At 74.9% G+C, this 4,260-nt stretch carries 4 protein-coding genes; all 4 read left to right on the top strand.

Annotation, left to right across the window (positions count from 1 at the left end):
• Nucleotides 1-105: 105 nt before the first annotated feature.
• From Q0L15_RS14090 to Q0L15_RS14075, 4 genes are read left to right on the top strand one after another with little or no spacing between them, the layout of a single operon-like run.
• Nucleotides 106-1,224 carry a VWA domain-containing protein gene (locus Q0L15_RS14090; protein ID WP_296605082.1) on the top strand — a complete coding sequence of 373 codons (1,119 nt, stop codon included), beginning with the start codon at nucleotides 106-108 and terminating at the stop codon, nucleotides 1,222-1,224.
• On the top strand, nucleotides 1,217-2,383 hold the full coding sequence (locus tag Q0L15_RS14085; RefSeq protein WP_296605081.1) for an XdhC/CoxI family protein: 1,167 nt from the start codon (nucleotides 1,217-1,219) through the stop codon (nucleotides 2,381-2,383). The genes Q0L15_RS14090 and Q0L15_RS14085 overlap by 8 nt, the downstream gene beginning before the upstream one ends.
• Complete coding sequence (locus tag Q0L15_RS14080; RefSeq protein ID WP_296605080.1) at nucleotides 2,383-2,721, top strand: cupin domain-containing protein; 339 nt, start codon at nucleotides 2,383-2,385, stop codon at nucleotides 2,719-2,721. Before Q0L15_RS14085 ends, Q0L15_RS14080 begins: the two co-directional genes overlap by 1 nt.
• A gap of 57 nt (nucleotides 2,722-2,778) precedes the next feature.
• Nucleotides 2,779-4,014, top strand: coding sequence for a transcriptional regulator (locus Q0L15_RS14075; RefSeq protein ID WP_296605079.1), 1,236 nt, complete (start codon nucleotides 2,779-2,781; stop codon nucleotides 4,012-4,014).
• Nucleotides 4,015-4,260 lie beyond the last annotated feature (246 nt).

Below are 4,260 nucleotides of genomic sequence, written 5' to 3'. Positions count from 1 at the left end.
CGCCGAGATCGACCTGGCCGCGGCGTCGGCGACGCTGGGCGCGCTGGTGAAGTACCGCGAGGACGGCGAGCGGGTGCGCCACGCCCTGGACCAGATGCTGCGGGCATGACCGACCGGCAGCCCGACGAGATCCTCCTGGCGTTCGCCCGGGCGCTGCGGGCCGCCGGGGTGCCGGTGACCCACGACCGGGCGCAGGGGTTCCTCGCGGCCGCCGCGGTGCTCGGGGCGGACAGCCGTCGCTCGACCTACCTCGCCGGTCGGGCCACGCTGTGCGCCGGGCCCGACGACCTGGAGCGCTACGACCAGGTGTTCCACGAGTTCTTCGAGGCACGCGACGGACTGCCCCGCTCGCGACCGGCCCACCCCTCGGCGCCGTTCGCGGGCCTGCCGCTGGAGGAGTCGACCGGGTCGGGGCAGACGCCCGACGAGGACGAGGAGGTGCTCCGGGCGCTCGCCAGCGAGGCCGAGGTGCTGCGGCAGCGCGACGTGGCCTCGCTCACCGCGGCCGAGCGGCGCCGGCTCGCCGGCATGTTCGCGACCCTGCGGCCGCGCCCGCCCGTCCGGCGTACCGCCCGTCACCAGGCGTGGCACCGCGGCGAGGTCGACGCCTCGCGCACCCTGCGGGCCTCGCTGCGGCGGATGGGCGAGCCGGCCGAGATCGCCTGGCGGCGCCGCGGCGTACGACCCCGGCGGGTCGTGCTGCTCGTGGACGTCTCCGGCTCGATGAGCGGGTACGCCGACGCGCTGCTGCGGCTCGCGCACCGGTTCACCCAGGTGGGGCGCGAGAGCGGCGGCGTGGTCGAGACGTTCACCGTCGGTACCCGGCTGACCCACCTGACCCGCGCGATGCGGCTGCGCGACCCCGAGCGTGCGCTGGTCGCCGCCGGCGAGACCGTCCCCGACTGGTCCGGAGGCACCCGGCTCGGCGAGACGCTGCGGTTCTTCCTCGACCGGTGGGGCCAGCGCGGGATGGCCCGCGGCGCGGTCGTCGTGGTGTTCAGCGACGGCTGGGAGCGCGGCGACCCGACGCTGCTGGGGGAGCAGATGGCGCGGCTGCGCCGGGTCGCGCACCGCGTCGTGTGGGTCAACCCGCACCGCGGCAAGACCGGTTACGAGCCGGTCCAGCAGGGTGTCCTGGCGGCGCTGCCGCACTGCCACGACTTCGTCGCCGGCCACTCGCTGGCGACGTTCGCCGAGCTCGCGGAGGTGGTGTCCCGTGCGTGACGTGCTGAGCGAGCTGCTCGCCTGGTGGCGGGCCGGGGAGACCGTCGGCGTCGGCACCGTCGTCGCGACGTTCCAGTCCGCGCCCCGGCCGCCCGGCGCCTCGATGCTGGTCGGGCCCGACGGCACCGCGGTCGGGTCGGTGTCTGGGGGCTGCGTCGAGGGCGCGGTCTACGACCTGGCCGAGTCGGTCGTGGAGTCCGGCGCACCTGTCCTGCGGCGCTACGGCGTCTCCGACGACGACGCGTTCGCGGTCGGGCTCACCTGCGGCGGCATCCTCGACGTCTGGGTCGAGAAGGTCAGCCGCGAGACCTTCCCCGAGCTCGACCAGATCGCCGCCGACATCGAGGCCGGTCGCCCGGTCGCGCTGGCCACCGTCATCGAGCACCCCGACCCCTCCCGCCTCGGCCGACGCCTCGTGGTCCGTCCCGACGGGTCGTCCGCCTCTCGCACCTCCATGCACCACCCTCAGGCGGACGACCCGATCGGTCTCGGGTCCGCGCGGGCCGACGACGCCGTCCGCGACGACGCGCTGGGGCTGCTGGCGGCCGGTCACAACGCGACGCTGACCTACGGCCCCGACGGTGAGCGGCGCGGTGAGGGCATGCGGGTGTTCGTGTGGGCGTTCGCGCCCAAGCCGCGGATGCTGGTCTTCGGTGCCATCGACTTCGCCGCCGCGGTCGCGCGGGTCGGCAGCTTCCTCGGCTACCACGTGACGGTCTGCGACGCGCGGCCCGTGTTCGCCACCACCAGCCGCTTCCCCGAGGCCGACGAAGTCGTCGTGGACTGGCCGCACCGCTACCTCGAGGCGGAGGCCGGGGCCGGCCGCGTCGACGCCCGCACGGTCATCACCGTGCTCACCCACGACCCCAAGTTCGACGTACCCCTCCTGGAGGTCGCGCTTCGCCTGCCCGAGGTCGCGTACGTCGGCGCGATGGGCTCGCGGCGCACCCACGACGACCGGCTGGCGCGGCTGCGCGACGCCGGGCTCGGTGACGAGGAGCTCGGTCGGCTCTCCAGCCCGATCGGTCTCGACCTCGGCGCCCGCACGCCCGAGGAGACCGCGATCAGCATCGCCGCCGAGATCATCGCCGGCCGCTGGGGCGGCACCGGCGAGCCGCTCGGCTCGCTCGGAGGACGGATCCACAAGGAGCTGACGTGATGGACGGACAGTCGTTGACGGACCTGGTCGAGGAGCACCTGGGCCTGGCGCGGGAGCACGGCAGCGGCCGCAGCGCGATCACCGTGCACGGCGGCCGCGAGCACCACCTCCGGCAGACGATGGTCGCGCTCGCCGGGGGCCGCAGCCTGGGCGAGCACGAGAGCCCGGGTGAGGCGACGCTGCAGGTGCTGCGGGGGCGGGTCCGCCTGCACGCCGGCGGCGAGTCGTGGGAGGGCGCGCCGGGCGACTACGTCGTGATCCCGCCGCAGCGCCACGACCTCGAGGCGCTCGAGGACGCGGCCGTGCTGCTGACGGTGGCCAACCGGCTCGCGGACTGAGCTCCTCGACGTCCGTCGTGTGACCCCGGTCACGTGGTCGGTGCTACCGTCCACGGCATGCCCCGCAGCGAGGAGCTCCAGGCCCGCCGGATGGACGCGGTGCGCGCGTGGACCTCCTTCGTCGAGCACGGCGACGAGGCGTCCGGGCTGGTGCGGCCCGAGATCCTCAGCAGCTGGGCGCGCTCGGAGCCCGTGGTGCCCACCGACGTCACCGAGGCGCCGCTGGCCGACGAGTCGGAGACCGCGGCCTGGTGGCGCGGGTCGCCGCTGCAGACGGCGGTCGAGCGGGTGGAGGCCGAGCTGCGGCGTACCGCCGAGGACGGCGACCTCGTCGTCGCCGTCACCGACCCGCAGACCCGCATCCTGTGGACGTACGGGGGCCGGGTGATGCGCCGCAAGGCCGAGACCGTGAACTTCGTGCCGGGCGGCCGGTGGGACGACCTCAGCGTCGGCACCAACGCCCTCGACCTCGCCAACCGCCTCGACGCGCCCGCGATGGTGTTCAGCGCCGAGCACTACGCCCCGATCGTGCACAACTGGGTGTGCTGGGCCGCGCCCGTGCACGACCCGGTGACCGGCGCCCAGCTCGGCGTCATCGACCTCTCGACCACCTGGGACCGCACCCACCCGATCGGGCTGGCCACCGCGCGCGTGCTCGCCCGCCTGATCGAGACCGCCGTGCCGGCCTCGGCGCACCACCCGGGCGTGGCCGTCGACGAGCGCACCGAGCCAGGCCTGGTGATGCGGCTGCTCGGCACCGTCGAGGTGTGGCTCGACGGCCAGCGGCTGCTGCTCAACCGGCGCCAGAGCGAGGTGCTGGCGCTGCTGGCCATGCACCCCGAGGGGCTCTCGCTCGAGCAGCTGCACGCCCTGGTCTACGGCGACCAGGCGGTCACGCTCTCCACCCTCAAGGCGGAGGTCTCCCACCTGCGCGCCGCGCTCGGCGGCCAGCTCTCCTCGCGGCCCTACCGGCTGCCGATGCCGGTCGCCACCGACGTCGACCTGGTGCTTGGGCTGCTGCGCCACGGCCGGGTGGCCGCGGCCGTCGACGCCTACGGCGGCGACCTGCTGCCGGGCACCAACTCCCCGGCACTCACCGAGCTGGGGGAGTACGTCGCCGTGGCGGTGCGCGAGGCGCTGCTGGCCGACCCCCAGCCCGATGCCGTGGTCCGCTACAGCGAGCTGGCGCCGTACGACACCGAGGTGGTCGAGGTCTGCCTCGCCGCCCTCGCCGGCCGGCCCCACCCCGCCGTACCCCTGCTCAAGGGCCGGCTCGCCGCCGCCTCCCGCTGATGGGTCCAGCCCGCCGAGTCGTGGTCTCCTGTCGTAGGTGTGGGTCGCTGCGTGAGTGTCGGCTGCCTCCCGGGGAGGTCATACGACGTGGGTGTCGTAGCCACCACGTCGTATGACGTCCTGCGCACTGCCCGGGGAGGTCATCCGACCTGGGTGTCCTGGCGACCAGAACGTATGACGTCCCGCGGTGACCACAGGTCGGCGTTCTCCCGATAGGCGCCGACTCGGCCAACCCTTGGCCAACCG

The sequence above is a fragment of the Nocardioides sp. genome (genome assembly GCF_024509035.1).
GTDB lineage: Bacteria > Actinomycetota > Actinomycetes > Propionibacteriales > Nocardioidaceae > Nocardioides.
Note: the sequence above shows the minus strand (reverse complement) of the source record. Positions and strands in the feature narration are given on the sequence as shown.